General features: G+C 60.9%; 23 protein-coding genes and 2 pseudogenes. 23 read left to right on the top strand and 2 right to left on the bottom strand.

Translation table 11 applies throughout. The features are described 5' to 3' along the window. Nucleotides 1–94 precede the first annotated feature (94 nt). The 22 genes and pseudogenes from mutS (at nt 95) to QD357_RS13825 (ending at nt 23,438) form a co-directional block, all read left to right on the top strand. Nucleotides 95–2,752 carry a DNA mismatch repair protein MutS gene (gene mutS / locus QD357_RS13930; protein WP_414124467.1) on the top strand — a complete coding sequence of 886 codons (2,658 nt, stop codon included), beginning with the start codon at nt 95–97 and terminating at the stop codon, nt 2,750–2,752. Between the two features lie 27 nt (nt 2,753–2,779). Then, a complete protein-coding gene (locus QD357_RS13925; protein WP_107106813.1) occupies nt 2,780–3,073 on the top strand; it encodes a hypothetical protein in 294 nt (97 codons plus the stop codon). 156 nt (nt 3,074–3,229) lie between these two features. Further along, nucleotides 3,230–6,151: pseudogene (locus tag QD357_RS13920) on the top strand ([protein-PII] uridylyltransferase). Beyond that, nucleotides 6,148–7,749, top strand: coding sequence for a murein biosynthesis integral membrane protein MurJ (gene murJ, locus QD357_RS13915; RefSeq protein WP_107106815.1), 1,602 nt, complete (start codon nt 6,148–6,150; stop codon nt 7,747–7,749). The pseudogene QD357_RS13920 and the gene murJ overlap by 4 nt, the downstream one beginning before the upstream one ends. A gap of 248 nt (nt 7,750–7,997) precedes the next feature. Further along, nucleotides 7,998–8,390, top strand: a complete 393-nt coding sequence (locus QD357_RS13910) for a VOC family protein (RefSeq protein ID WP_107106816.1) — start codon at nt 7,998–8,000, stop codon at nt 8,388–8,390. A gap of 112 nt (nt 8,391–8,502) precedes the next feature. Then, complete coding sequence (gene trpS, locus QD357_RS13905; protein ID WP_414124440.1) at nt 8,503–9,567, top strand: tryptophan--tRNA ligase; 1,065 nt, start codon at nt 8,503–8,505, stop codon at nt 9,565–9,567. A gap of 71 nt (nt 9,568–9,638) precedes the next feature. Then, a pseudogene (locus QD357_RS13900) lies at nt 9,639–10,471 on the top strand (PhzF family phenazine biosynthesis protein). Between the two features lie 76 nt (nt 10,472–10,547). Further along, nucleotides 10,548–11,039, top strand: coding sequence for a universal stress protein (locus QD357_RS13895; RefSeq protein WP_107106818.1), 492 nt, complete (start codon nt 10,548–10,550; stop codon nt 11,037–11,039). Between the two features lie 133 nt (nt 11,040–11,172). Then, nucleotides 11,173–11,745: a NifU family protein gene (locus QD357_RS13890; RefSeq protein ID WP_107107039.1), complete on the top strand. Its 573-nt coding sequence runs from the start codon at nt 11,173–11,175 to the stop codon at nt 11,743–11,745. A gap of 118 nt (nt 11,746–11,863) precedes the next feature. Beyond that, nucleotides 11,864–12,520, top strand: coding sequence for a tRNA (adenosine(37)-N6)-threonylcarbamoyltransferase complex dimerization subunit type 1 TsaB (gene tsaB / locus QD357_RS13885; RefSeq protein ID WP_107106819.1), 657 nt, complete (start codon nt 11,864–11,866; stop codon nt 12,518–12,520). 2 nt (nt 12,521–12,522) lie between these two features. Then, the gene (locus tag QD357_RS13880) at nt 12,523–13,017 is read left to right on the top strand and encodes a GNAT family N-acetyltransferase (protein WP_107107040.1); all 495 of its coding nucleotides are present in this window, start codon (nt 12,523–12,525) and stop codon (nt 13,015–13,017) included. A 38-nt stretch (nt 13,018–13,055) separates the two neighbouring features. Continuing rightward, entirely contained in the window at nt 13,056–13,484 is a 429-nt protein-coding gene (locus QD357_RS13875) for a Fur family transcriptional regulator (RefSeq protein WP_107106820.1), read from the top strand. A 30-nt stretch (nt 13,485–13,514) separates the two neighbouring features. After that, entirely contained in the window at nt 13,515–14,312 is a 798-nt protein-coding gene (locus tag QD357_RS13870) for a lysophospholipid acyltransferase family protein (protein ID WP_107106821.1), read from the top strand. Nucleotides 14,313–14,372: 60 nt separating this feature from the next. Continuing rightward, nucleotides 14,373–15,785 (top strand): tRNA (N6-isopentenyl adenosine(37)-C2)-methylthiotransferase MiaB, encoded by a 1,413-nt coding sequence (gene miaB / locus QD357_RS13865; RefSeq protein ID WP_107106822.1) that lies wholly within the window; start codon nt 14,373–14,375, stop codon nt 15,783–15,785. Nucleotides 15,786–15,814: 29 nt separating this feature from the next. Beyond that, complete coding sequence (locus QD357_RS13860) at nt 15,815–16,873, top strand: PhoH family protein (RefSeq protein ID WP_107106823.1); 1,059 nt, start codon at nt 15,815–15,817, stop codon at nt 16,871–16,873. Continuing rightward, complete coding sequence (gene ybeY / locus QD357_RS13855) at nt 16,873–17,379, top strand: rRNA maturation RNase YbeY (protein ID WP_107106824.1); 507 nt, start codon at nt 16,873–16,875, stop codon at nt 17,377–17,379. Before QD357_RS13860 ends, ybeY begins: the two co-directional genes overlap by 1 nt. 25 nt (nt 17,380–17,404) lie before the next feature. Further along, entirely contained in the window at nt 17,405–18,580 is a 1,176-nt protein-coding gene (locus QD357_RS13850; protein WP_107106825.1) for a hemolysin family protein, read from the top strand. 79 nt (nt 18,581–18,659) lie between these two features. Beyond that, nucleotides 18,660–20,258, top strand: coding sequence for an apolipoprotein N-acyltransferase (lnt, locus tag QD357_RS13845; RefSeq protein ID WP_107106826.1), 1,599 nt, complete (start codon nt 18,660–18,662; stop codon nt 20,256–20,258). 152 nt (nt 20,259–20,410) lie between these two features. Beyond that, nucleotides 20,411–20,830, top strand: a complete 420-nt coding sequence (locus QD357_RS13840) for a helix-turn-helix domain-containing protein (RefSeq protein WP_107106827.1) — start codon at nt 20,411–20,413, stop codon at nt 20,828–20,830. A 189-nt stretch (nt 20,831–21,019) separates the two neighbouring features. Then, nucleotides 21,020–22,273, top strand: a complete 1,254-nt coding sequence (gene metK / locus QD357_RS13835) for a methionine adenosyltransferase (protein WP_107106828.1) — start codon at nt 21,020–21,022, stop codon at nt 22,271–22,273. Continuing rightward, nucleotides 22,270–22,971 (top strand): tRNA (guanine(46)-N(7))-methyltransferase TrmB, encoded by a 702-nt coding sequence (gene trmB / locus QD357_RS13830; protein WP_107106829.1) that lies wholly within the window; start codon nt 22,270–22,272, stop codon nt 22,969–22,971. Before metK ends, trmB begins: the two co-directional genes overlap by 4 nt. Before the next feature lie 59 nt (nt 22,972–23,030). Beyond that, nucleotides 23,031–23,438 carry a DUF4279 domain-containing protein gene (locus QD357_RS13825; RefSeq protein WP_107106830.1) on the top strand — a complete coding sequence of 136 codons (408 nt, stop codon included), beginning with the start codon at nt 23,031–23,033 and terminating at the stop codon, nt 23,436–23,438. A gap of 75 nt (nt 23,439–23,513) precedes the next feature. On the opposite strand, the gene QD357_RS13820 is transcribed toward QD357_RS13825, so the two are convergent. Further along, the gene (locus QD357_RS13820) at nt 23,514–23,771 is read right to left on the bottom strand and encodes a DUF1150 family protein (protein WP_107106831.1); all 258 of its coding nucleotides are present in this window, start codon (nt 23,769–23,771) and stop codon (nt 23,514–23,516) included. 45 nt (nt 23,772–23,816) lie between these two features. Further along, on the bottom strand, nt 23,817–24,248 hold the full coding sequence (locus QD357_RS13815) for an Hsp20 family protein (protein WP_107106832.1): 432 nt from the start codon (nt 24,246–24,248) through the stop codon (nt 23,817–23,819). Between the two features lie 231 nt (nt 24,249–24,479). On the opposite strand from QD357_RS13815, the gene QD357_RS13810 reads away from it, so the two are divergent. Continuing rightward, nucleotides 24,480–25,424 (top strand): nucleoside hydrolase, encoded by a 945-nt coding sequence (locus QD357_RS13810; protein ID WP_414124439.1) that lies wholly within the window; start codon nt 24,480–24,482, stop codon nt 25,422–25,424. Nucleotides 25,425–25,485 lie beyond the last annotated feature (61 nt).

The raw sequence follows: 25,485 nt of genomic DNA, 5'->3' as shown, positions 1-25,485 counted from the left end.
CTGCACCTCCGTGAACGAACGAATAATTGCCAGCATCGACGCTTTCTCGGCTACCGAGCTTGCCTCGGAGGAAAGCCGCGCTTCGGCCACGCCGATGATGGAGCAATATATCGAGATCAAGGCGAACAATCCCGGTTCGCTGCTGTTCTATCGCATGGGCGATTTCTACGAGCTGTTCTTCGAGGATGCCGTCGATGCGTCGCGCGCTCTCGGCATTACGCTCACCAAGCGCGGCCAGCATATGGGCCAGGATATTCCGATGTGCGGCGTGCCGGTGCATGCCGCCGACGACTATCTGCAGAAGCTGATTTCGCTGGGTTTCCGCGTCGCGGTCTGCGAACAGGTGGAAGACCCGGCGGAGGCGAAGAAGCGCGGCGGCAAGTCGGTTGTTCGGCGCGATGTCGTCCGCCTGGTGACGCCGGGCACCATCACAGAAGAAAAGCTGCTCTCGCCCTCGGAATCCAACTATCTGATGGCGCTCGCCCGCATTCGCGGCGGCTCTGAGCCGCAACTGGCGCTTGCCTGGATCGATATTTCGACCGGCGTTTTCCGTCTGGCCGAGACGGAGCCTTCGCGGCTGCTCGCCGATATCCTGCGCATCGATCCGCGCGAGCTGATTCTCCCAGATACGATATTCCACGATCCCGAGCTGAAGCCGGTCTTCGACGTGCTCGGCCGTACGGCGGTGCCGCAGCCGGCCGTGCTTTTCGACAGTGCCAGCGCCGAAGGGCGTATCACGCGGTACTTCGAAGTCTCGACACTCGATGGTTTCGGTTCGTTCACGCGCGCCGAGCTTGCCGCCGCGGCCGCGGCCATTGCCTATGTGGAGAAGACGCAGATCGCCGAGCGGCCGCCGCTTGGCCTGCCGGAGCGCGAAAGCGGCGCCTCGACATTGTTCATCGATCCCGCCACCCGCGCCAATCTCGAACTGGTGCGCACGCTTTCCGGCGATCGCAACGGCTCGCTCTTGCGAGCGATCGACAGGACAGTGACCGGCGGCGGTGCGCGTCTGCTGGCCGAGCGGTTGATGTCGCCGTTGACCGCTCCGGGGCGTATCAACGAACGGCTGGATTCGATMGGCTTCCTTGCMGAAGAGCCCTCGCTTTGCAGCGATCTCAGGACGGCGCTGAAACACGTACCGGATATGCCGCGCGCCCTGTCTCGCCTAGCGCTCGACCGCGGTGGCCCGCGCGATCTCTGGGCGATCCGCCAAGGCCTCGGTTCCGCCGCCGGTGTTGCCGATCTGCTTGGGGCCGCCTTGCTTCCCGCCGAACTGGGAGCGGCCCTTGCCGGGCTCCGCGCATTGCCCGCCGATCTCGAAGCGCTGCTCGCCGGCATGCTCGCCGACGAATTGCCGCTGTTGAAGCGCGACGGCGGGTTCCTGCGGGAAAGGGCGAATGCCGAGCTGGACGAAGTCCGCGCGCTGCGCGACCAGTCGCGCCGGGTCATTGCCGGGTTGCAACTGCAATATGCCGAGGAAACCGGCATCAAATCGCTGAAGATCAAGCACAACAACGTGCTCGGCTACTTCATCGAGGTCACGGCCGGCAATGCCGGGCCGATGACGGAGACTGCCGAAGCCAAGGCGCGTTTCATCCACCGCCAGACCATGGCGAATGCCATGCGCTTCACCACGACAGAGCTTGCCGATMTCGAAAGCCGCATCGCCAATGCCGCCGACAAGGCGCTCGCGATCGAGTTGGCGGCCTTCGACCGCATGGTCGCAGCCGTCGTCGCCGAGGCGGAGGCGATCAAGGCCGGCGCCCGTGCGCTATCGGTGATCGACGTCGCGGCCGGGCTGGCATTGCTTGCCGAGGAACAGGCCTATTGCCGGCCGCTGGTCGATGACTCCAGGATGTTTGCGATTGGTGGCGGCCGCCATCCCGTCGTCGAGCAGGCATTGCGCCGGCAGGCGGGTGGCCCCTTCGTCGCCAACAATTGCGACCTGTCGCCGACGGCGGACGGCAAGGACGGCGCGATCTGGCTGCTGACCGGCCCGAACATGGGCGGTAAATCGACCTTCCTGCGCCAGAACGCGCTGATTGCCGTGCTTGCACAGATGGGGTCGTTTGTGCCCGCTGCCTCTGCCCATATCGGCATTGTCGACCGGCTGTTCTCGCGCGTCGGCGCTTCGGACGATCTGGCGCGCGGCCGCTCCACCTTCATGGTCGAGATGGTCGAGACGGCGGCGATCCTCAACCAGGCGACGGACCGGTCGTTGGTCATCCTCGATGAAATCGGCCGTGGTACTGCGACTTTCGACGGTCTCTCCATCGCCTGGGCGGCGGTCGAGCACCTGCATGAGGCCAACAGGTGCCGGGGTCTCTTCGCCACCCATTTCCATGAGCTGACGGTGTTGTCGGAAAAGCTTGGCCGGCTCTCGAATGCGACGATGCGTGTCAAGGAGTGGGATGGTGACGTGATCTTCCTGCACGAGGTCGGACCGGGCGCGGCCGATCGCTCCTACGGCATCCAGGTGGCGCGGCTCGCCGGCCTGCCGGCTTCGGTGGTGGCGCGCGCCCGCGACGTTCTGACGCGCCTGGAAGATGCCGACCGCAAAAACCCTGCGAGCCAACTGATCGACGACCTGCCGCTCTTCCAGGTCGCGGTTCGCCGCGAGGAAGTGGCTGGCCGGCGCGGGCCGTCCAAGGTAGAGGAGGCGCTGAAGGCGCTCGATCTTGACGATTTGACGCCGCGTGCGGCTCTCGACGCACTTTACGAACTGAAGAAGACCCTGAACAAGGCCGGCTGATAACAGGCGATTTCCAAGGATAATCCGATGCATATCGAACATCTTCTCGCCGAGGTCCGCATTCTCGCCGAACGTTTTTCTCCGATCGCCGCTCGCGGCAAGATCTGTGGCGAGGGTGACGCGCCGGACTGCGAATCCGATCGCGGACTTCTGAATATAGCCCTGTCCTGCAGCCGGATTTCCGACATCAGCTCGAGGATCGCCAAGGCCGGCTATTGGGAGTGCGAGCGGGAAATGTTGATGCAGATCGGCGCCCAATCGCGAAATATATTATATAGCATCAACGAACTCAGACGGTCGCTTGAGCTGCCGCAGCCCTAAAACTGCCGATTTCTGCATCGACAGCCGTCGCCCTTCGTCAACGTTGACCGATAGAACTCCCGGAGCCGCTCACCCGGGAAATTTGGTCTAGGCTGAATTATGCGGATTCGGGCGTAGAATGCCTGTGTCAATCGCCGGGCAAAGAGGCTATAGCGCATGCAGACGAAAAGACAGGCGCGCCGGCAATGGGCCGCGGTCAATGAACAGGATCCCGGTCGGCCGAGCATGGTAAAGCATGAGATCGATTTTTCCGTCATTCTCGACGTTTCTGCGCTGAGGGCGGAATGCGAGACCCTCGCCAAGCGTCATGAGGACAAGAAGGATGAGCGCTCCGCCCTTCTCGCCTTGTTGAAGAAGGCGAGCCAGGAGGGCCGCGAAAAGGCGCGCCGTCTGCTTTCGGAAGACGGCAGCGGGCTCGAATGCGCGTACCGCATTTCCTGGCTGCAGGACCAGATCATCACCGTTCTCTATGACTTCACGGTCCACCACGTCCATCCGAAGCAGAAGGGCAACTTCGCGATCACCGCTGTCGGCGGCTATGGCCGAGACACATTGGCGCCCGGCTCGGACATCGACCTTCTGTTCCTCTTCCAGCCGAAGCCGGAGGACGAGACGCACAAGGCGGTCGAATTCATTCTCTATATGCTCTGGGACATGGGCTTCAAGGTCGGCCACGCCACCCGCACCGTCGAAGAATGCATGCGCCAGGCAAAGTCCGACATGACGGTGCGCACCGCCATCCTCGAAACGCGCTATATCTGCGGCAGCGAACCCTTGGCGGGTGAACTGGAAACGCGTTTCGACAAGGAAATCGTCACCAACACGGGCCCGGAATTCATCGCCGCCAAGCTTGCCGAGCGCGACGAACGTCATCGCAAAGCCGGCGATACCCGCTATCTGGTCGAGCCGAACGTCAAGGAAGGCAAGGGCGGTCTGCGTGACCTGCATACGCTCTTCTGGATCTCGAAATATTATTATCACGTCCGTGATCCCGCCGATCTGGTGAAGCTCGGCGTGCTCTCGAAGCAGGAATACCGTCTTTTCCAGAAGTCCGAGGATTTCCTCTGGGCGGTGCGCTGCCACATGCACTTCCTGACCGGCAAGGCGGAGGAGCGGCTCTCCTTCGACATCCAGCGCGAGATTGCCGAGGCGCTTGGCTATCACGCCCGTCCCGGTCTTTCCGCCGTCGAGCGCTTCATGAAGCACTACTTCCTCGTTGCCAAGGATGTCGGCGATCTCACCCGTATCCTCTGCGCAGCGCTTGAGGACCAGCAGGCCAAGGCGACGCCGGGCCTGACCGGCGTCCTCAGCCGCTTCACCCACCGTTCACGCAAGATTCCTGGGACGCTCGAATTCGTCGAGGATCGCGGCCGCATCGCGCTTGCCAATCCCGATGTTTTCAAGCGCGATCCGGTAAGCCTGATCCGGCTGTTCTTCGTTGCCGATATCAATGGGCTGGAGTTTCATCCCGACGCGTTGAAGCGCGTCACCCGTTCGCTGGGGCTGATCGACAACGACCTGCGCGAAAACGAGGAGGCGAACCGTCTTTTCCTGGCGATCCTTACCTCGAAGCGCGATCCGGCGCTGATCCTGCGTCGTATGAACGAGGCCGGCGTGCTCGGCCGGTTCATTCCGGAATTCGGCAAGATCGTCTCGATGATGCAGTTCAACATGTATCATCACTACACGGTCGATGAGCACCTGATCCGCGCCGTCGACGTGCTTTCAGAGATCGACAAGGGCAAGGCGGAAGATACCCATCCGCTGACCAACAAGCTGATGCCGAATATCGAGGACCGCGACGCGCTTTATGTCGCCGTTCTGCTGCACGACATCGCCAAGGGCCGCGAGGAAGATCACTCCGAGGCCGGCGCCAAGGTGGCGCGCAAGCTTTGCCCGCGTTTCGGCCTGACGCCGAAGCAGACGGAGCTGGTCGTCTGGTTGATTGCGGAGCATCTGACCATGTCGATGGTCGCCCAGACTCGCGACCTGACCGACCGCAAGACCATCATCGATTTTGCCGACCGGGTGCAGTCGCTCGACCGGCTGAAGATGCTGCTGATCCTGACGGTATGCGACATTCGCGCCGTTGGCCCCGGTGTATGGAACGGCTGGAAGGGCCAGCTTCTGCGCACGCTTTACTACGAGACCGAACTACTGCTCGCCGGCGGTTTCTCGGAAGTGTCGCGCAAGGAGCGGGCTGAAGAGGCCGCCAAAGCGCTCGAAAAGGCGCTGGGAGACTGGAGCCAGAAAGACCGCAAGGCCTATGTCAAGCTGCACTACCAGCCCTATCTCCTCTCGGTGCCGTTAGAAGATCAGATCCGCCATACGCAATTCATTCGCCAGACCGACAAATCCGGCCAGGTGCTCGCGACCATGGTGCGCACCGACAGTTTCCACGCCATCACCGAAATCACCGTGCTCTCGCCGGACCATCCGCGCCTCCTGACGGTTATCGCCGGCGCCTGTGCTGCCGCGGGCGCCAATATTGCCGATGCGCAGATTTTCACGACGTCCGACGGTCGTGCGCTCGACACGATCCATGTCAGCCGCGAATTCCCCGACGATGCGGACGAGCTGCGGCGTGCCGGCACCATCGGCAAGATGATCGAGGACGTGCTTGCCGGCCGCAAGCGCCTGCCGGAAGTCATCGCCACCCGCACCAAGAATCGCCGCAAAAACAAGGCTTTCGTCATCCCGCCATCGGTGACGATCTCCAACAGCCTGTCKAACAAGTTCACCGTCATTGAAGTGGAATGCCTCGACCGCCCCGGCCTCCTGTCGGAAATCACTGCGGTCCTTTCGGACCTGTCGCTCGACATCCAGTCGGCGCGCATCACCACCTTCGGCGAAAAAGTCATCGATAGCTTCTACGTGACCGATCTCGTCGGACAGAAAATCTCCAACGAAAACAAACGAGCCAATATCACCGCGCGTCTGAAGGCCGTGATGGCCGGCTAGGAGGATGAGGTGCGTGAGCGCATGCCGTCCGGCATCATCGCGCCCGCCGCCACGCGTTCCTCCGCCGTTGAAAAGCTCGATACTGAAACTGAAAAGAAAGCCGGTTCAGCCGCATGAGCCTCGTCAAGAAATTCATCACCGTCGGCGGCGCGACGCTCGGCAGCCGCGTCTTCGGGTTCGCACGCGAAACGCTGATGGCCGCCGCCCTCGGCACGGGGCCAATGGCCGACGTGTTCTATGCTGCCTTCCGCTTTCCGAATCTCTTCCGCCGCCTCTTCGCCGAGGGCGCCTTCAACGCCGCCTTCGTGCCGCTCTTCGCCAAGGAGATCGAGGCGAACGGCATCGAGGGTGCCAAGCGCTTTTCCGAAGAAGTCTTCGGCGTTCTCTTCTCGGTCCTGCTGCTGATCACCATCGTCATGGAACTGGGCATGCCGCTCCTGGTGCGTTGGGTCATCGCGCCTGGTTTCGCCGACGATGCCGAGAAATTCGACCTGACGGTCCGGCTGGCCGCCGTGATGTTCCCCTATCTCATGTCGATGTCGCTGACGGCGATGATGAGCGGCATGCTGAATTCGCTGCATCATTTCTTCGCCGCCGCCGTGGCTCCGATCTTCCTCAACCTGGTGATGATCAGCGCGCTGTTCTACGCGATCTATTTCGGCGCCGATCCGCTGGCCACCGCCTGGTACCTGTCCTGGTCGGTGCTGGTGGCAGGCGTGCTGCAACTGGCCGTCGTCTATATCGGCGTGCGCCATGCCGGCATCAATATCGGCCTGCGCTTTCCGCGCTTCACGCCCAATGTCAAGCGGCTCCTGCTTCTCGCCATCCCTGCGGCCATCACCGGCGGCGTCACCCAGATCAATCTGGTAATCGGCCAGGCGATCGCCTCGGGCAAGGAAGGCGCGATCGCCGCCCTGCAATATGCAGACCGCATCTACCAGCTACCGCTCGGCGTCGTCGGCGTCGCGGTCGGAATCGTGCTTCTGCCGGAACTGGCCCGTTCGCTGAAGTCAGGCCATATCAAGGAAGCCGCCAATATCCAGAACCGCTCGATCGAATTCGTGCTGTTCCTGACCCTGCCGGCCGCTGTCGCCCTCTGGCTTCTCTCCGACGATATCATCCGCGTGCTTTACGAGCGTGGCGCCTTTAACGCGAACAATACAACGCTGGTCGGCTCCATCCTCGCCATCTTCGGCCTGGGCCTGCCGGCTTTCGTGCTGATCAAGGCGCTGCAACCCGGCTTTTATGCCCGCGAAGATACCAAATCGCCGATGCGCTACACGGCGGTCGCCGTCTTCGTCAATTCGGCGCTGTCCATCCTACTTTTCCCGGTGCTGGCTGAACGCGGCATTGCGCTCGCCGAGGCGGTTGCCGGATGGCTGAACGCTGTGCAGCTCTTCGTCGTGCTCTATCGCCGCGGACATCTCGCCTGGGAATGGTCGCTGGCACGCCGTACCGTCATGCTGCTCGTCTCCTCCGCCGTCATGGGCGGCGTCATCATATATTTGTCGCATCGCTGGGAGCCGCTTTTGGGGTCCGGCTCGACGCTGCTCATCAAGACCGGCGTCCTGGGCTTGCTCATATTGATTGCGATGGTGGTGTATTTCGTTGTCGCCTTCCTGATCGGCGGCGTGGATTTGGGCATGATCCGCCGCAACATCAACCGCAAGCCGCCAGCTCCTGCGCCGGACGCAAAAGCGGTGAATGGGGAGTAAGCAAGTTCCTTCGCCCCGCAATGCGGGGAGAAGGTGGCTTGGAGCGATCGAACGAAGTGAGATTGCGAGAAGTCGGATGAGGGGCCTTCACCGATGCCCCCGCAAAGTTAAAAGTATGCAGGCGCCGCCATTTTAACGGCTGGCCAAGATAGTCTGCCAGCGCCGAACTTTTGTGCATGGCCCCTCACCCTAACCCTCTCCCCGCAAGCGGGGCGAGGGGACGATTTTGGCAAATGCGGAGTTCTCCCATGCCCCAATCCCTCTTCCTGATCACCCTCGTCGTCGACAATTACGATCGCGCCAAGGCCTTCTATTGCGATTGCCTCGGCTTCGATTGCCTGCAGGACGAGGTGCAGCCGGAGGGCAAGCGCTGGGTCGTCATCAGGCCGAAGGGCGGCGAGGGGGCAGCGTTGTTGCTCGCGCAAGCAGCCGACGACAAGCAGTGTGCAGCGATCGGCAACCAGACCGGCGGCCGTGTCGGCTTCTTCCTCAAGACCGACGATTTCGCCCGTGACCATGCGGCGATGATTGCCAAGGGCGTACGGTTTCTGGAGCAGCCCCGCCATGAGGTCTATGGCACGGTGGCGGTCTTCGCCGATCCCTATGGCAACACCTGGGACCTGATCCAGCATTCTTCCTGAGACTCCGCCAGATATCCTCTTGATCCCCGCCTGCCCGCCGTGCATAAGCCGCTCGAAACCAAGGGTCGAGCGCGAGCTCGCCCAGGCCCTCCACCAGCCTTTTGAGGACGACATGACCGAATTCAAGCCGCTCGTATTCTCCGGCGTCCAGCCGACCGGCAATCTCCATCTCGGCAACTATCTCGGCGCGATCCGCAAGTTCGTGGCACTGCAGGCCAACAACGACTGCATCTACTGCGTCGTCGACATGCATGCGCTGACGGCTCAGCTCGTGCATGAGGACATGCCGGGCCAGATCCGTTCGATCACGGCCGCCTTCCTCGCCGCCGGCATCGACCCGCAAAAGCATATCGTCTTCAACCAGTCTGCCGTGCCGCAACATGCCGAGCTTGCCTGGATCTTCAACTGCGTTGCCCGCATCGGCTGGATGAACCGTATGACGCAGTTCAAGGACAAGGCCGGCAAGGACCGCGAGCAGGCCTCTCTTGGCCTCTACGCCTATCCGAGCCTGATGGCCGCCGACATTCTCGTCTACCGCGCCACGCATGTGCCTGTCGGCGACGACCAGAAGCAGCACCTCGAACTGACGCGCGACATCGCCATGAAGTTCAATCTGGACTACATGGAACATATCCGCCGCTCGGGCTACGGCATCGACATCACCGTCGGTGACGAGCCGGTGCATGCCTATTTCCCGATGGTCGAGCCGTTGATCGATGGCCCGGCGCCGCGCGTCATGTCGCTGCGCGACGGCACCAAGAAGATGTCGAAATCAGATGCTTCCGATCTGTCGCGCATCAATCTGCTCGACGACGAAGAGAACATCTCGAAGAAGATCCGCAAGGCCAAGACCGATCCGGACGGCTTGCCGAGCGAAATAGCAGGTCTTGCAGGCCGGCCGGAAGCCKACAATCTTGTCGGCATCTATGCGGCCCTTGCCGACAGGTCGAAGGCCGACATTCTCTCGGAATTCGGCGGCCAGCAATTCTCGGTCTTCAAGCCGGCGCTGGTCGATCTCGCCGTGCATGTGCTCTCGCCGATCACCGGCGAAATGCGTCGCCTGATGGCCGACCCCGGCCATATCGACGCTATCCTGCGCGATGGCAGCAACCGTGCGAGAGCCCGCGCCGAAGTGACGATGAAGCAAGTCCGCGACATTATCGGCTTTATCTACTAAGGCTTTTGGTCTCTTATCGCTTGGCGCGCTGTCGATGCGGCGCGCCAACAGCAGCGAACGGATGGCCGACCTTGACGATTTTGCGGATTGCTTCCTTTTCGGAAAACGGAGCTGGCGGCAATCCCGCCGGCGTTTTGATTGCCGATGTCATACCCGATGCCGCCGAGATGCAGAGCATCGCAGCCGAGGTTGGATTCTCCGAGACCGCTTTGCCAGCCCGGAAGGGCAGGGCTGGAGAGTGCGCTATTTCTCTCCGGAATCGGAAGTTCCATTCTGCGGTCACGCGACGATCGCGCTTGGAGCGGCGCTTGCGTTGCGGGAAGGCGACGGGATTTTTGCGCTGACGCTCAATCAGGCTGATATCACCGTCGAAGGGCATCGGAATGGCGACGTCCTCTCGGCGGCCCTGCAGTCGCCGCCGACGAGAAGCAAAGCGCCGCCCCCGGAAGTGTTGTCGGAGGTGCTGGCATTGTTCGGATATTCGACCGACGATCTGGACCCGGCCATTCCGCCAGCGCTTATTCACGGTGGCGCCGATCATTTCATGCTGGCCCTGAAATCCCGCAAGACGCTTGCCGCCATGGCATACGATCTCGATGCGGGCCGCTCCTTGATGGTCCGCGAAGGCTGGGTCACGATCCTGCTCGCCTACGCTGAAACGCCGCGACTGTTCCAGACCCGCAATGCCTTCGCCTCGGGCGGGGTCTATGAAGACCCGGCGACCGGCGCTTCGACCGCAGCCTTCGCCGGATATCTCCGCGATATCGCCTGGCCGCATGGCGGCGCCATCGACATCATCCAGGGTGAGGATATGGGTATGCGTTCCCGCCTGCATGCCGATATCCCGGCCGCAGTTGGCAGCTCCATCCGAGTGTCGGGCGAAGCGAGGCTGATGGACCTGTAGGTCGGCTGAGCGGCAATAGTCACCGGGTTCAAAACGGGGCTTGCCATGGCACGGATTTCGATGTCAGACTTGGTCTATGGTATCAAAACGTCTCTCACGGCTCGAAGGTCATCGCCGCAAGTTCATGGCGGTCATTGACGGCACTCCCGAATGCCAGCGTGCCGTCCACTATGCCGGCCGGCGCGCCAAGAATTCCAACGGCGGCCTTGTGCTCCTGTTTGTGATCCCCGAAGGCGATTTCCAGCAATGGCTGGGTGTCGAGGAGATCATGCGGGCCGAAGCGCGTGAGGAGGCCGAGGCGGCAACGGCCAAGGCGGCGCAGATCGTACGCGAGAATATCGGCATCGATCCCGAGGTCGTAATTCGTGAAGGATCGGCCGCCGAGCAGATCAATGCGGTGATCGAGGAAGACCGGGATATCGCGCTGCTTGTTCTTGCTGCCGGTTCGGCCAAGGAAGGGCCGGGACCGCTGGTGTCTTCGATCGCCGGCCGTGCCGCGGCCTTCCCGATCCCCGTGACGGTGCTGCCGGATACGCTGACGAACGAGGAAATCGACGCGCTAAGCTGAGTTCCATTGGGCTAATTCTTGAGAATCAGTCTCTTGAATAGCGCGGCCAAAAAGCCTATTTTCTTTTGAAATATTCTAAAGTCGGACACTACTGAAGTGGCATGGGCCTTTGGTCCGCCGCATGGAGATCAAGATGTTCATTCAGACCGAAGCGACGCCGAACCCGGCAACCCTTAAGTTCCTGCCGGGCAAGGTGGTGATGGAAAGCGGCACGGCCGAATTCCGCAGCGCCGAGGAAGCGGAAGTTTCGCCGCTTGCTGCCCGCCTCTTCGATATCCCCGGCGTCAGCGGTGTCTATTTCGGCTACGACTTCATCTCCGTCTCCAAGGAAAACCAGGAATGGCAGCACCTGAAGCCCGCCATTCTCGGCTCGATCATGGAGCATTTCATGTCCGGCAAGCCGGTCATGGGTGCATCCTCGGTTCTCTCCGAAGCGCAGGACGCCGGCGGCGAATTCTACGATGAAGGCGACGAAGCGATCGTGCTCACCATCAAGGAATTGCTGGAGACCCGCGTTCGTCCGGCCGTCGCCCAGGATGGCGGCGACATCACCTTCCGTGGCTTCCGCGACGGCAAGGTCTACCTCAACATGAAGGGATCCTGCTCCGGCTGCCCGTCGTCTACGGCGACATTGAAGCATGGCGTGCAGAACCTGCTGCGTCATTTCGTGCCGGAAGTGCAGGAAGTCGAAGCCGTCCAGGCATGATCCCAGAAAGTGCGCGGCGGCTTTTGGACAACGGCATGCAAAGACACGGATTGAAGTGCGGTGACGGTTCGAAGATAGGTCACCGTGCTTTGCGTACTGCTCTTTCGGAAAAATTGTGATGATCGTACTGGCGCTTGACACGGCAGGTGTGGATTGCGCTGCCGCTGTGTATGATAGCGGTAGTGATTCTGTGATGGGGGAGGTCACGGAAACGATCGGGCGAGGGCATGCCGAACATTTGATGGATGTTGTCGACCGGGCGCTGGCTAAAGCCGATATAGCGCTCGCGGCCGTGGAGCGTGTGGTCGTGACCGTCGGTCCCGGCTCATTCACCGGGATCCGTATCGGCGTTGCAGCGGCCCGCGGTTTCGCGCTTTCCCTAAACATTCCCGCTGTCGGCGTCACGACCCTCGAGGTCATGGCCGCTGCCGCACGGGAAACGAATCCGGGTAAATCGGTTCTGGCTGCCATCGACGCCAAGCGGGAGGAGATCTATCTCCAGTCCTTCGATGCCGATGGCCATCCGCTGGATGAGGCGCGCGCCGTGACAACTGATGAAGCGCGTACGATCGCTGATGCTTTCGATGGCGTCGTCACCGGCTCGGCGGTTGCCCGGCTAAGCGACGCTCCGCCGGCGGCACGGCCTGATGCCTTTCCGATTGCCACCGTCGCCCGGCTGGGCGCTGTCAAACCTGTCAGCGAAAAGCCGAAGCCGCTTTATCTTCGCGGACCCGACGCCAGACCGCAGGCAGGGTACGCAGTCGCCAGGGTATGACCATGCTGGAATCCTATCTCACCCTGAAAGCCGAATACGAGATCGTTCCGATGCAGTTGCAGGATTGCGCCGAGGTGGCGGCACTGCATGGCGAACGTTTTTCGCGGGTTTGGGACGATAGCGAATTTCAAAGCCTCCTGTCGCAGGACACGACCTTTGGCTTTGTTGCCCGTCAGACCAACGCCATCCTGAAAAAGCCGCTTCCCGGCTTCGTCCTGGCGCGCCATGCGGCGGGCGAGGCGGAAATCCTGACGGTTGCCGTCAATGCCAAGCTGGGCCGCACCGGCCTCGGCTGGCGGCTGATGCAGGCGGCATTGCGCGAGGCGCGTAACCGCGGCGGCGAAACCATGTTCCTGGAAGTCGATGGCGTCAATCAGCCGGCTCTCGGTCTCTATCGCAAGCTCGGTTTCGAAACGGTCGGCGAACGCAAGGCCTATTATGTCGACGAAAGCGGCGCGAAATCGACGGCGCTTGTCATGCGCCGTGTTCTTCGCTAGTCCGTTGTCATAGACGAATAGACCGAAGACCGTATTCAATGAACGATCCCGTAAAATCCCTTGAGGAGCTTTGCGCCGAGCGCGGCATGCGCATGACGGAGCAACGGCGGGTCATTGCGCGCATCATCGAGAGTTCGGAGGATCATCCCGATGTCGAAGAGCTGCACCGCCGCTCCGTCAAGGTGGATGCCAAGATCTCGATTTCGACGGTCTACCGCACCGTAAAGCTGTTCGAGGATGCCGGCATCATCGAGCGTCATGACTTCCGTGACGGGCGTTCGCGTTACGAGACCGTGCCGGAAGAGCATCACGATCACCTGATCGACCTGAAGAGCGGTGAAGTGATCGAATTCCACTCGCCGGAGATCGAGGCGCTGCAGGAGCGTATCGCTCGCGAACACGGTTTCAAGCTCGTCGACCATCGGCTGGAGCTTTACGGTATTCCGCTGAATAAGGACGAACGCTGAAGTGGCGGCGATCGTACGGGAGCGGATGATTTGATAACTTGGCTGCGCATCGGCTGTGCCGTCTTCGTCATATGCGTTGTCAGCCTTGTTCTGCTACCGCTGCAGATCCTCTGCCTGCGCTTCGACTGGAAGCTCAGGCGCTATCTGCCGCGCTCCTGGCATCGCATTATTTGCTACTGGCTCGGTATCCGCATCCATGTCGTCGGGGAGCTTGAGCGTCGCCGGCCGCTGATGCTGGCCTCGAACCACGCTTCCTGGCTCGATATTCTGGTGCTTTCCGCCGTTGCCGATGTCGCCTTTATCGCAAAATCGGAAGTGCGGGACTGGCCGGTCTTCGGCCTCTTCGCCCAATGGCAGAAGAGCGTGTTCATCGAGCGTGAGCAGAAGCGCAAGACCGGCGATCAGGTGAGCGAGATCGCCGAGCGGATGGCTAATGGCGAGATCATGGTGTTGTTTCCGGAAGGCACGACATCGGATGGCAATCGCCTACTCGACGTCAAATCCTCGTTGTTCGGCGCGGCTGCTGCGGCTTTGCCAAAGACGCCGGATGCCGTCGTTCACGTCCAGCCGGTCGCGGTTGCCTACACCCGTGTCCACGGCGTCGCCATGGGCCGCTATTATCGTCCCCTTGCGGCTTGGCCGGGTGACATCGAGCTGATGCCGCACCTGAAGGGCATCTTTGCCTGCGGGGCCATCGATGTCGACGTCTGCTTTGGCGAGGCGGTGGATTATCGCGCCGACACCAACCGCAAGGAGGTGAGCGCCACGGTGGCGCGGCGCATCCGCTCGATGCTGGCGGGCCGGCTGCTTGGCCGCGAGATCGCCTGATATTCCGGCGATTTTAACTTTTTCATTTTCTCCAGAAGCAAAAGCCACTACATAGCGGCCATGACCAAGGACAGTGCACTTCTCGATGCCCCGCAGCCCAATGCTTTGGAGCTTGGCCTGCGCGATGGCTCCAACAGCCGTAAGGTCTTCATCAAGACCTACGGCTGCCAGATGAATGTCTACGACTCGACGCGGATGAGCGATGCGCTCGCCCGTGATGGCTACGAGCCGACCGAAGACATGGAAGAAGCCGATCTCGTCCTACTGAACACCTGTCATATCCGCGAGAAGGCTGCCGAGAAGGTCTATTCCGCGCTCGGACGTCTGCGTGAGATGAAGAAGCGCAAAGCAGCCGACGGCCGCGACATGATGATCGGCGTCACCGGTTGCGTTGCCCAGGCCGAGGGTGAGGAAATTCTCCGCCGCGCGCCAGCCGTCGACGTCGTCATCGGCCCGCAGACCTATCATCGCCTGCCGGAGGCGCTACGGCGCGCCAAGGAAGGCCAGCGCGTCGTCGATACGGAATATGCGATCGAGGACAAGTTCGAGCATCTGCCGATTGCCGAGAAGACGAAGATCCGTGCCCGCGGTGTCACGGCCTTCCTGACCGTGCAGGAAGGCTGCGATAAGTTCTGCACTTTCTGCGTCGTGCCTTATACGCGCGGCTCCGAAGTCTCCCGTCCGGTCGCCCAGATCGTCGAAGAGGCTGAAAAACTTGTGGATGGCGGTGTGCGTGAAATCACGCTGCTCGGCCAAAACGTCAATGCCTGGCACGGAACCGGACCTTCGGGCGAAGCCTGGAGCCTCGGCGACCTGCTTTACCGGCTGGCGGAAATTCCGGGCCTTGCCCGGCTGCGCTATACCACCAGCCACCCGCGCGACATGGACGACCGGCTGATAGCGGCCCATCGCGATCTGCGTACGCTGATGCCCTATCTGCATCTGCCGGTTCAGTCCGGTTCCGACCGCATCCTCAAAGCGATGAATCGGCGGCATACGGCGGCGGAATATCTCGCTTTGATCGAAAAAATCCGTGCAGCGCGGTCGGATATCGCCCTTTCGGGTGATTTCATTGTCGGTTTCCCGGGGGAGACAGAGCAGGATTTTGCGGATACACTTCGTCTTGTGGAGGAGGTGAACTATGCGCAAGCCTTCTCGTTTAAATATTCGACGCGCCCTGGAACGCCGGGTGCGGAATTGAAGGGCCAAGTGCCGGAAGAGATCAAGGCGGAACGGCTGGAACGATTGCAGGCGCTGCTTTTGAAGCAGCAGCATGATTTTGCTGATGCCTGCGTCGGCAAGGTGGTCGATATTCTGCTGGAAAAGCCGGGCCGCATGCCGGGTCAGTTGATCGGCCGATCTCCTTGGCTGCAATCTGTGAATGTTGATGCAAAAGCATCGCAAATCGGTGACATTATCAATGTACGAATCACCGGAACCAGCACGAACAGCCTTTTTGCTGAGTTGCTTTAGGTTCCGGACAGGCAAAGGAGCCGGACCGCTTGAACGGACAGGAATTGGTTTCTTCTTCATCGCGCCAGCCACGCACCGCGAGCGACGCCAATCACTTCATCCTGACGTTCGAGAACAATCGGTTCGCCAGCGAGCTTTTCGGACAGTTCGATCAGAATTTGAAGCTGCTGGAGGAGCGCCTTGGTATCGACGCGCGCGCCCGCGGCAACTCCGTCATCATCACGGGCGATGTGCTGGCCACCAACCAGGCACGCCGCACACTCGATTATCTTTATGACAAGCTGCAGAAAGGTGGGAATGTGGAGCGCTCCGACGTGGAAGGAGCAATCCGCATGGCGGTTGCCGCCGACGACCAACTGACGCTGCCGACGATGGAGAAAAAAGCCAAGCTGACGATGGCGCAGATTTCGACGCGCAAGAAGACGATCATCGCGCGTACGCCCACTCAGGACGCCTATATCAGGGCGATGGACCGTTCCGAAATGGTTTTCGGCGTCGGCCCGGCCGGTACGGGCAAGACCTATCTCGCCGTCGCCCATGCCGCTCAGCTTCTGGAGCGCGGCGCAGTCGAAAAGATCATCCTGTCGCGCCCGGCCGTCGAAGCCGGCGAGCGTCTGGGCTTCCTGCCCGGCGATATGAAGGAGAAGGTCGACCCCTATCTCCGCCCGCTCTATGACGCGCTCTACGATATGATGCCGGGCGACAAGGTTGAACGCGCCATCACCGCCGGCGTCATCGAAATCGCGCCGCTCGCCTTTATGCGCGGTCGCACGCTTGCCAACGCCGCCGTCATCCTCGACGAAGCGCAGAACACCACCTCGATGCAGATGAAGATGTTCCTGACGCGTCTCGGCGAGAATTCGCGCATGATCATCACGGGCGACCCCAGCCAGATCGACCTGCCGCGCGGTGTCAAGTCAGGCCTGGTGGAAGCCTTGCAGCTCCTCCACGGCGTGGAAGGGATATCCATCATCCGCTTCAAGGATACGGACGTCGTCCGCCATCCGCTGGTGGCGCGCATCGTCAGGGCTTACGACTCGACCTACGCCTCGCCCGTCGAGGGCGGTGAGGTCGATCCGCAGATCTGATGGCCGATCTCGATATACAGATTAGCGTCGAGGAGGGCGATTGGCCTTCCGAGGATGAGTTGCAGGCTCTGGCCGAGCGCGTGTTGGGCGCGGCTGCGGCCTATCTCGAGAAAAACGAGAAGCAGCCCTTCCCGAAAATGGCGACGGAATTGTCGCTGGTTTTCACCGACGATGCCTCGATCCGCGAGATCAATGCGGAATGGCGTGAGCAGGACAAGGCGACCAACGTCCTGTCCTTCCCCGCTTTTCCGCTGGCGCCCGGCGGTAAACCCGGCCCGATGCTCGGCGATATCATCGTCGCCAAAGAGACGGTGGAGCGGGAAGCTGTCGAGCTGGAAAAGAGTTTTAACGACCATCTGACCCATTTGATGGTGCATGGTTTCTTGCATCTCTTCGGCTACGACCATATGAATAATAGCGAAGCCGAAAGAATGGAGGGGCTGGAGACTCGCATTTTGGCGGGTCTTGGCCTATCTGATCCCTATGCGGGGCAGGACCCCATTTGACTTGAACCCTGTCTGATCAGGAACAATGAGCGACTTTACGACAAGACCGGCCTCCGAGGCCAAAGACGGAGCTGAAACCGCCTCCTCCGATGAGGTAGGCAGTAGTAGCGGCAAACGATCACACTCATCCTTCTGGGCCCGCGCTGCGCGCATTCTGCGCCCAGCTCAAGGATCGGCGCGTCTGCGCGAGGATCTCGCCGATGCCCTGATGACCAATGCCACCGATGACGACGCTTTCTCGCCGGACGAGCGGGCGATGCTGCACAACATCCTCCGTTTCCGCGAGGTGCGGGTCGAGGACGTCATGGTGCCGCGCGCCGATATCGAGGCGGTCGACCAGAACATCACCATCGGCGAGCTGATGATCCTGTTCGAGGAGAGCGGCCGCTCGCGCATGCCGGTCTATGCCGAAACGCTCGATGATCCGCGCGGCATGGTGCATATCCGCGATCTCCTGTCCTATGTCGCCAAGCAGGCGCGCAACAAGCGCCGCGGCGGCAACGGCAAAGCGGCAGCCGCTGCGGCGTCTGCATCGGCTACAGGCCCGGCCGAGAAGCCAACGCGCTCCGCCAAGCCGAATTTCGACCTTTCGCGCGTCGATCTTCAGAAGACGCTGGCTGAAGCCGGCATCATCCGCAAGATCCTGTTCGTGCCGCCCTCCATGCTGGCGTCTGATCTTCTCCGCCGCATGCAGGTCAACCGCACGCAGATGGCGCTCGTCATCGACGAATATGGCGGCACCGACGGCCTCGCCTCGCATGAAGACATCGTCGAAATGGTCGTGGGCGACATCGACGACGAACACGACGACGAGGAAGTCATGTTCAAGCGCATCTCCGAGGACGTCTTCGTCGCCGATGCCCGCGTCGAACTGGAGGAGATCGCCGAAGCGATCGGCCCGGATTTCGACATCAGCGAGCAGGTGGACGAGGTGGATACGCTCGGAGGCCTGATCTTCTCCGCACTCGGCCGTATTCCGGTTCGCGGCGAGGTGGTCCAGGCGCTACCGGGCTTCGAATTCCACATTCTCGATGCCGATCCGCGTCGCATCAAGCGGCTGCGCATCACCCGCAAGCGTCATGCCCTGCGCCGCCGTCCGGCTAAGGCGGAGGGCGAAGGCGGCGTGCTTGAGCGCGATCTGCCGTCGCCGGATACGCTTCCGGACGAATCTCAGGCCGAGCAAAAGACTGCCAGCCAATAAATGGTGCTTCAGCAGGACAAATCGCTGCTTTTTTGAAAGACTGCCGCCAATTGATTCGCAGTTTGGACGGAGCGCGCGCATGGAACGACTTTCGGGCAGGGTAATCCTCGTCTGGGGTTTCAAGCGCGCACTTCTTGCCATCCTTGCCGGGGCCATCGGCGTTCTCGCTTTGCCGCCCTTCGGCTTCTTCGCGGCGATGTTCGTTTCTTTCACGCTGCTTGTCTGGCTGCTGGATGGCGCTGCCGCCGGCCCCGATAGCGGCTTCCTCGGTCGTCTCTGGCCGGCCTTTGCCATCGGCTGGCTGTTCGGCTTCGGCTATTTCGTCGCCGGTCTCTGGTGGCTCGGCCACGCGCTGCTGATCGACGCCGATGAATTCGCCTGGGCACTACCGCTGGCAATCCTCGGCCTGCCGGCGTTTCTGGCGATTTTCTACGGCGTGGCGGCGGCTCTGGCCCGGCTGCTCTGGTCCGACGGCATGGGGCGCATTGCCGCGCTTGCCTTCGCTTTCGGGCTGCTCGAATGGCTGCGCAGCTTCCTTTTCACCGGCTTTCCCTGGAATGCCATCGGCTATGGCGCCATGCCCACACCGCTGATGATGCAGTCGGCGCATGTGCTCGGCGTGCTCGGCGTCACCACGCTTGCTGTTTTTGTCTTTGCCGCTCCGGCACTGCTCGGAACGCGCCAGGGGCGGGTGCCGGGGATCGGGCTTGCCGTGCTCATCGCCGCCGCGCATTTCGGTTACGGCTATTATGCGCTCAGTCTGCCGGCACCGCCGGCCGGCGGCAAGGCGGCCCCGGTGGTGCGCATCGTCCAGCCTGCGATCGATCAGGAAGCCAAGATGAACACGGATGCCGATCGCGCCGCCATCTTCGACAAGCATCTCTCGCTCTCGGTCCAGCCGCCCGTTAATGGCGGCAAGCGGCCCGACATCATCGTCTGGCCGGAGACCTCTGTGCCCTTCATCCTGACGGATAATCAGGACGCGCTGACCCGCATTGCCGATCAGCTCGATGACGACCAGATCCTGATCACCGGCGCCGTTCGCGTCGAGGACATGGGTCCCGGTCTCGAGCCGCGCTACTACAACTCCATCTACGTGATCGACGGTCGCGGTCAGATCATCGGCGCTTCCGACAAGACCCATCTCGTGCCTTTCGGCGAGTATGTGCCCTTCGAAAACATTCTCGGCTATCTCGGCATTCAGAACGTCATCGAGCTGCCGGGCGGCTTTTCGGCCGCMGCCAGCCGGCATTTGCTGACGCTGCCAAGCGGCGTCAAACTCTACCCGCTGATCTGCTACGAGATCATTTTTCCAAACGAAATGACGCCGGAAATCCGGCAGGCCGACGCGATTCTGAACGTTACGAACGATGCCTGGTTCGGCGATACGCCAGGCCCCTATCAGCATTTCCTGCAGGCGCGGGTGAGGGCCGTCGAACAGGGTTTGCCGCTGATTCGCAGCGCCAATACAGGGGTTTCGGCCTATGTCGACGCTCACGGACGTTTGATTTCCGGAATCGACTTTAATGAGCAAGGATTTGTCGATGCCACTTTGAGTAGCGCAACCGTCTCAGCAATCGATGATAGAATGCGAAATATGTACTTCTGGTTGGCGATCGGGGGAGTCGGTATGATCGCTGTGATTTCACGCATGGGTTTTATTCCAAGGGCGAATTGACCAAAAAACCCTAAAATTGCATAGTGGTTGTTGTCTGCCTTTTGAACGTAAACTAGAAGCCGGGTGGGGCGTCGGCTGCAACGTAGCGTTATAGGGGTGGTTAAGGGCACCGGTTGGCAGGACCTGGATTCAACCTATGTTAGGGCAATATGATGATTGAGAACAAAAAAAAGCCGAACCCCATCGACATTCATGTCGGGAGCCGCATCCGCCTTCGCCGCACTATGCTGGGCATGAGCCAGGAAAAGCTGGGCGAGAGTCTCGGTATCACCTTTCAGCAGATTCAGAAGTACGAGAAGGGCACCAACCGCGTTGGCGCCAGCCGTCTCCAGAATATTTCCAGCATTCTTAACGTTCCGGTTTCCTTTTTCTTCGAGGACGCGCCGGGTGAGCACGCGGCAAGCGCCGGCGGCATGGCCGAGGCCTCCAGCTCCAATTACGTGGTCGATTTCCTCTCTTCCTCCGAAGGGCTGCAGCTCAACCGCGCCTTCGTGAAGATCTCCGACGGCAAGGTCCGTCGCAAGGTGGTCGAACTCGTCAAGGCGCTCGCCGCCGAGGCAGACGCCGAATAAGCTTTCGAAGCACCACTGTAGAGCGGCAAAGTCGTAAGGCGGTCATTTTGGCCGCCTTTTCCATGTTTATGGCAAAATTTTATCACTTTCGCCGGGATATAAAGATATATTTATGTCCTTCTGTGGCTTGTTTTTCGTGCCCGACACGAATATCAAAAGCGGAGATTTGTTCTTTGAGGGGAATCCCATATGCGCGCGAATTATCTGTTCACCAGCGAGTCTGTTGCCGAAGGTCACCCGGATAAAGTCTGTGACCGCATCTCCGACGAAATCGTCGATCTGGTTTACCGCGAAGCGGCAAAGACTGGCGTCAACCCCTGGGGCGTGCGCATTGCCTGCGAGACCCTTGCCACCACCAACCGCGTCGTCATCGCTGGCGAAGTTCGTCTGCCGCCGAGCCTGATGAAGAAGGACAAGGACGGCAACGACGTCATCAATCCCTCGAAGTTCAAGGCCGCTGCCCGCCGCGCCATCAAGGATATCGGCTACGAGCAGGACGGCTTCCATTGGAAGAAGGCGCGCATTGACGTTCTCCTGCACTCGCAGTCCGCCGACATCGCCCAGGGCGTTGACAGCGCGGCCGACCAGCAGGGTGACGAGGGTGCCGGCGACCAGGGCATCATGTTCGGCTACGCCTGCAAGGAAACGCCCGACCTCATGCCGGCGCCGATCTACTATTCGCACAAGATCCTGCAGTTGCTCGCTTCTGCCCGCAAGAAGGGCGAAGGCGAAGTCGCAAAGCTCGGCCCGGACGCCAAGAGCCAGGTCACGGTCCGCTATGTTGACGGCAAGCCGTCCGAAGTGACCTCGATCGTTCTTTCCACCCAGCATCTCGACGATAGCTGGGACTCGAAGAAGGTTCGCTCCGTTGTTGAGCCCTACATCATCGAAGCGCTCGGCGACCTGAAGATCGCCTCCGATTGCAAGTGGTACATCAACCCCACCGGCAAGTTCGTCATCGGCGGCCCGGACGGCGACGCTGGCCTCACCGGCCGCAAGATCATCGTCGACACCTACGGCGGCGCAGCCCCGCACGGCGGCGGCGCATTCTCCGGCAAGGACACGACCAAGGTCGACCGTTCCGCAGCCTACGCAGCTCGCTATCTCGCCAAGAACGTCGTTGCGGCGGGTCTGTCCGATCGCTGCACGATCCAGCTTTCTTACGCCATCGGCGTTGCCCAGCCGCTGTCGATCTATGTCGACCTACACGGCACGGGCAAGGGCGTCACCGAGGATCAGGTTGAAGCGGCTATCCGCAAGAACATGGACCTGTCGCCGACCGGCATCCGTCGTCACCTTGACCTCAACAAGCCGATCTACGCCAAGACCTCGGCTTACGGTCATTTCGGCCGCAAGGCAGGCCGCGACGGTTCGTTCTCCTGGGAGCGCACCGACCTCGTCAAGGCGCTGAAGGAAGCCGTGAAGACCCGGGAAGCTGCATGACCGATACCGAGCGCCGGTCGCGGGCGACGGAAGCATTCTTCGGCCGGCGCAAGGGAAAAGCCTTGCGCGGCCAGCAGGCCGAAAGGCTGGAAGCACTGCTGCCGCAATATCTCGTCGATCTCTCCGCACCGGCACCGCAGCCGCTGAATGATCTGTTCCAGGTGCCGACCGAACGTCTGCGCCTGGAAATCGGCTTCGGCGGCGGCGAGCACCTGATCCACCGGGCGCTGGAATATCAGTCAACTGGCTTCATCGGCGTCGAGCCCTTCGTCAATTCCATGCAGAAGCTGCTTGCCCGCGTCGACGAGACCGGCGCGCGCAATATCCGCGTCTATAATGACGACGCAACCCAACTGCTGGACTGGCTGCCAGATACCTGCCTCGACCAGATCGATCTGCTCTATCCCGATCCCTGGCCGAAGAAAAAACATTGGAAGCGCCGCTTCGTTTCTCAGGTCAATCTCGATCGCTTCCATCGTGTCCTGAAACCCGGCGCCTTCTTCTGCTTTGCCTCCGATATCGACACCTATGTCAATTGGACGCTGCAGCACTGCCATGCCCATGGCGGCTTTGAATGGATGGCAGAAAATGCCAGCGACTGGCTGACGCCCTATGAGGGCTGGCCGAGCACACGCTATGAAGCCAAGGCTCGGCGTGAGGGCCGATCTTCGGCCTATCTGACGTTCCGCCGCGTTTGACCCGATATCGCTGGATCATCCGGCGTTGCAATTGAATTCCACTGCCATAGGCTGCCGGAATGAGCGACTATCAGTTTCGAATCTCCCTGCGTATCTGGCATCCGGAATTTGATCCGGCGTCCATCGCCGCGGCCGTCGGATTGAGGCCGGTAGCAGCCTATCAAGCCGGCGAGCCTATGCGCGGCAGCGACGGACAGCTTCTGAACATGGTATCGGAAGCCAATTACTGTACCTTCGAACTCGCCGCCGGCCAGAGCACCCCGTTGGCGGAAGCGCTTTCCGGTATCCTCACCAAGCTGGAAAGTCGCGCGGACGGCTTGGCAGCCCTCAAGGAGAGCGGCGGTGAATTGGAGCTTTTCATCGGCTGGTTTATCGATCGCAATGGCGGGGATACATTTCCACCCGAGCTTCTGGGGCAAGCATCAAGGCTGGGGATCGCGCTGGCTTTCGATGTCTACGGAGCTTAGGAGCGCCGTGAGGCGCTTATGCCGAAAACGACAGCCTAACCGCTGTCGTCCGCTTAATCGCTGCGTTTAAGGGCCTTAATGCAGGCTGACAGTCTTCAACTCGTCTTCAGCCGCCTTGTAAAAGGTGCTGGAGCGGTTATCCGTCAACAGGATCGGGGTGCCGTCGGCACCGAAGAGCGCCCACAGATCGACGCTTGGATCGATGTCCGGCGCCTCGGGGAAGCAACGGGAAACTTCGTCCGAATGTATCTTTCTGACATAAGCAACTTCACCGGCACCGATATCGGCCAGTTCGGATTGAGTCAGGCAGGCAGTGGCTTCTCTCAAAAGCATGTTCGCACCTCCAGCATGAGAGACCAACGGCAATCAGCCGTTGTCTTACTGTGAGACCGAAATGTTAATTTTCTTTACCATCCGGTCCGGTTCCGGCCGAATGAGATCAACGGAAAGGAGGCCATTCTTCAAGACGGCGCCAAGCACCTGCATGCCGTCAGCCAAAACGAAGACGCGCTGGAACTGACGCGCCGCAATGCCGCGATAGAGATAATCACGCTCCTCTTGCTCCACCTGCCGTCCGCGGATCAAAAGCTGGTTTTCTTCCGTGGTGATATCGAGCTCATCTTCCGAGAAGCCGGCAACCGCAAGCGTGATGCGCAGGCGCTCAGGCTCGCCCGAGAGGCGGTCAGCCCGCATGCGTTCGATATTGTAAGGAGGATAACCATCGCTGGCCTTGGAAATCCGCTCCAGCGTCTTTTCCATGGTGTCAAAGCCCAGAAGCAGAGGGCTGGCAAAGGGAGTCGTCCGGCTCATTGTCTCAAGTCCTTGGTAGCAAGCGACCTTTCCGGACCTGATCTTTCAGCACCCGGTTATGTCTAATATGGGAGCAGGGGCAGGGGAGTGCAAGGAGGCGTCGCCTTCGCATTTGCGAGATTGATTATGGTGCAGGAATGCCGATGATAGCGCCGGCGTGCGGCTGCTTGACAAAGCACAAAGGGCCTCGCATCAAGGTTTGCCGAACTGCACCGGAGGAAAGCGACAGATATGACCGAGCCCAGAAAAATTATCATCGATACCGATCCCGGCCAGGACGATGCTGCCGCGATTTTCCTCGCCTTCGGAAGCCGCGAGGAGATCGACGTGCTCGGCATCACCACGGTCGCCGGCAATGTGCCGCTGCGTCTGACGAGCCGCAATGCCCGTATCGTCTGTGAGCTCTGCGACCGCCGCGATGTGAAGGTTTTTGCCGGTGCCGATGCGCCGCTCAAGCGCAAGCTGGTCACCGCTGAACATGTTCACGGCAAAACCGGCCTCGACGGCCCCAACCTGCCGGAACCGACCATGGAGCTTCAGCCCGGCCATGCCGTCGATTTCATCGTGGAGACCCTGAGAAACGGGCCGGCGGGCGCGGTCACGCTCTGCACGCTCGGTCCGCTCACCAATATCGCGCTCGCCTTCCAGAAGGCGCCAGACATCATCGCCCGCGTCCGTGAGCTGGTAATGATGGGCGGCGGCTTCTTTGAGGGCGGTAACATCACGCCGGCTGCCGAATTCAACATCTATGTCGATCCCGAGGCCGCCGATGTTGTCTTCCGTTCGGGTGTACCGATCGTGATGATGCCGCTCGACGTGACGCACCAGCTTCTGACCCGCAAGGATCGCGTGGCGCGGATCGCCGCCGTAGGCTCCGCCCCGGCCAAGGCCATGGTCGAGATGCTGGAATTCTTCGAACGTTTCGATATCGAAAAATACGGCTCTGATGGCGGTCCGCTGCACGACCCGACCGTCATCGCCTATCTTCTGAAGCCGGAGCTTTTCAAAGGCCGCGATTGCAATGTCGAGATCGAGGTGACGTCGGAACTGACCGTCGGCATGACCGTTGTCGACTGGTGGCATGTCACCGACCGCAAGCACAACGCCAAGGTCATGCGCCATGTTGATTCAGACGGTTTCTTCGCGCTGCTGACTGAGCGTTTTACACGCATCTGATTTGGCTGCAGCATGAAAATGAAAAGGCCGCCGGATCGCTCCGGCGGCCTTTCCTGTTTAT

It is taken from the genome of Rhizobium sp. BR 317, assembly GCF_047445835.1.
In the GTDB taxonomy this organism is placed as follows: domain Bacteria; phylum Pseudomonadota; class Alphaproteobacteria; order Rhizobiales; family Rhizobiaceae; genus Rhizobium; species Rhizobium paranaense.
This window is presented reverse-complemented; position numbering and strand designations above follow the sequence as displayed.

Coding starts and splice junctions, on each gene's coding strand:
- QD357_RS13925 (WP_107106813.1), top strand. CDS start 2,780: ATGCATATCGAACATCTTCTCGCCGAGGTCCGCATTCTCGCCGAACGT.
- murJ (WP_107106815.1), top strand. CDS start 6,148: ATGAGCCTCGTCAAGAAATTCATCACCGTCGGCGGCGCGACGCTCGGC.
- QD357_RS13910 (WP_107106816.1), top strand. CDS start 7,998: ATGCCCCAATCCCTCTTCCTGATCACCCTCGTCGTCGACAATTACGAT.
- QD357_RS13895 (WP_107106818.1), top strand. CDS start 10,548: ATGGTATCAAAACGTCTCTCACGGCTCGAAGGTCATCGCCGCAAGTTC.
- QD357_RS13890 (WP_107107039.1), top strand. CDS start 11,173: ATGTTCATTCAGACCGAAGCGACGCCGAACCCGGCAACCCTTAAGTTC.
- tsaB (WP_107106819.1), top strand. CDS start 11,864: ATGATCGTACTGGCGCTTGACACGGCAGGTGTGGATTGCGCTGCCGCT.
- QD357_RS13880 (WP_107107040.1), top strand. CDS start 12,523: ATGCTGGAATCCTATCTCACCCTGAAAGCCGAATACGAGATCGTTCCG.
- QD357_RS13875 (WP_107106820.1), top strand. CDS start 13,056: ATGAACGATCCCGTAAAATCCCTTGAGGAGCTTTGCGCCGAGCGCGGC.
- miaB (WP_107106822.1), top strand. CDS start 14,373: ATGACCAAGGACAGTGCACTTCTCGATGCCCCGCAGCCCAATGCTTTG.
- ybeY (WP_107106824.1), top strand. CDS start 16,873: ATGGCCGATCTCGATATACAGATTAGCGTCGAGGAGGGCGATTGGCCT.
- QD357_RS13850 (WP_107106825.1), top strand. CDS start 17,405: ATGAGCGACTTTACGACAAGACCGGCCTCCGAGGCCAAAGACGGAGCT.
- QD357_RS13840 (WP_107106827.1), top strand. CDS start 20,411: ATGATTGAGAACAAAAAAAAGCCGAACCCCATCGACATTCATGTCGGG.
- metK (WP_107106828.1), top strand. CDS start 21,020: ATGCGCGCGAATTATCTGTTCACCAGCGAGTCTGTTGCCGAAGGTCAC.
- trmB (WP_107106829.1), top strand. CDS start 22,270: ATGACCGATACCGAGCGCCGGTCGCGGGCGACGGAAGCATTCTTCGGC.
- QD357_RS13825 (WP_107106830.1), top strand. CDS start 23,031: ATGAGCGACTATCAGTTTCGAATCTCCCTGCGTATCTGGCATCCGGAA.
- QD357_RS13820 (WP_107106831.1), bottom strand. CDS start 23,771: ATGCTTTTGAGAGAAGCCACTGCCTGCCTGACTCAATCCGAACTGGCC.
- QD357_RS13815 (WP_107106832.1), bottom strand. CDS start 24,248: ATGAGCCGGACGACTCCCTTTGCCAGCCCTCTGCTTCTGGGCTTTGAC.
- QD357_RS13810 (WP_414124439.1), top strand. CDS start 24,480: ATGACCGAGCCCAGAAAAATTATCATCGATACCGATCCCGGCCAGGAC.